Raw genomic sequence first — 1,544 nt, 5'->3', positions numbered from 1 at the left:
TCTGTACGGTGTCCGACGCCGCCGCCCAGGCCGGCGTGGTGGCAAGCTCGGGCCCGGTCACCATCGTCGGGTCCGACGGTGCCCAGCCAGCCCGCCGGTGTCCCGCCAGGTGACCGGGCCCCACCGCCTCTCACCAGGGCGACAGCTCGGGCCTGCCGGGGCAGGACGCTGTGGTGGCGGTGGTCCTGATCGGCCAGCGCGCCGGAGATCAGGATGTCGATCAGGGCGGCGAACCCGATACCGGCCTGCTGCCAGATCTGCGGGAACTGTGACGCGGCGGTGAAGCCGGGGAAGGTGTTGACCTCGTTCACGATGGGCTCGGGCGACCCCTCGGCGGGCAGGAAGAAGTCGACCCGCAGCAGCCCGCGGCAGTCGAGGGCCTGGAAGGCGCGGATCGCACGGTCCTGGAGCACCTCGGTGGTCGCCGCGTCGAGCGGGGCCGGAATCTGGAAGGTCGCCCCGCCGTCGTACTTCGCGTCGTAGTCGAAGAAACCCGCGCCGCTCACCCTGATCTCCAGCGGCGGGCCGGCCTGCACCCGCCCGTCCGGGTGCTGGAGGACGGCCACGTCGATCTCGCGTCCGCGCGCGCCCTGCTCGATGAGCACCTTCGGGTCGACCTGACGGGCCTGCTCCAGCGCGGCGGGAACCCCCGCCCAGTCGTCGACCTTGACCACACCCAGGCTCGAACCCGCCCGGGCCGGTTTCACGAAGACCGGCAGCTGCAGCCGGCGCTGGTCATCGGGCGACAGTTCCTCGCCGGGACGCACTGTCACCCCCGGGCTGACCCGCAGGCCCTCCGCCGCGAGGAGCCGCTTGGTGACGCCCTTGTCCATGCCGGCGGCGCTGGCGAACACACCGTTGCCGACGTAGGGCACGCCGAGCCATTCCAGCAGCGACGACACGGTGCCGTCCTCGCCGTACGGGCCGTGCAGGGCGGGGAACACCACGTCCTGGGCGCGCAGCACACGCAACGCCGCGGGAAGTGGCGTCGGTCGACCGCCGACGTGCCACCCGCCGTCGCGGTCGATGAGGACCTCGGTGACCTGGTACCGCTCACGGTCCAGGTGGGCGAGGATGCTCGCCGCCGAGCGGCAGGACACCTCGTGCTCGCCGCTCTGCCCGCCGTAGAGGACCGCCAGTCGCGTTGTCATGATTTCCGTGCCCTTCCGTCGAGGTGGTCGCGGGCCACCCGAGCCCCGATGCCGGTCAAGATCTCGTGTGGGTTGGTGTCGGCCCAACGGGCCCACTCGACGACGGTCGGAGGGTGGTGGTCACCCTCGGCGGGGCCGAACACCACCACCGGGTCGCCGATCGTCACGGGAAGATCGCCGGCGTCGACCACGCACTGGTCCATGGCGATGCGTCCGACGATCGGGCACCGCCGACCGCCGAGCCACACCGAGGCGCGCCCACCCGCGACCCGGGGCAGCCCGTCGGCGTAGCCGAGCGGCAGCAGCGCCAGCGTGGTCGGTGCGCTGGTCACGTGTTCGAACCCGTAGGAGACACCCGTACCGGCCGGGGAGCGCGAACAGCCAGCCCGCGCG

Annotated in this window: 2 protein-coding genes; both read right to left on the bottom strand. The window is 72.5% G+C overall.

Going from position 1 to position 1,544, the window contains the following annotated elements; genetic code table 11:
• Positions 1-1,151, bottom strand: a 1,151-nt coding sequence (locus KBX53_RS32520) for a D-alanine--D-alanine ligase family protein (protein ID WP_210863687.1), incomplete at its 3' end; no start/stop codon positions are given.
• Positions 1,148-1,544: alanine racemase (locus tag KBX53_RS32515; RefSeq protein WP_305797997.1), on the bottom strand; the 397-nt coding region annotated here is incomplete at its 5' end. The genes KBX53_RS32515 and KBX53_RS32520, both read right to left, overlap by 4 nt.

Source organism: Micromonospora sp. M51 (genome assembly GCF_018070305.1).
Lineage (GTDB): Bacteria > Actinomycetota > Actinomycetes > Mycobacteriales > Micromonosporaceae > Micromonospora > Micromonospora parva.
The sequence above is the reverse complement of the archived record's forward strand: the minus strand, read 5'-3'. Positions and strand labels throughout refer to the sequence as shown.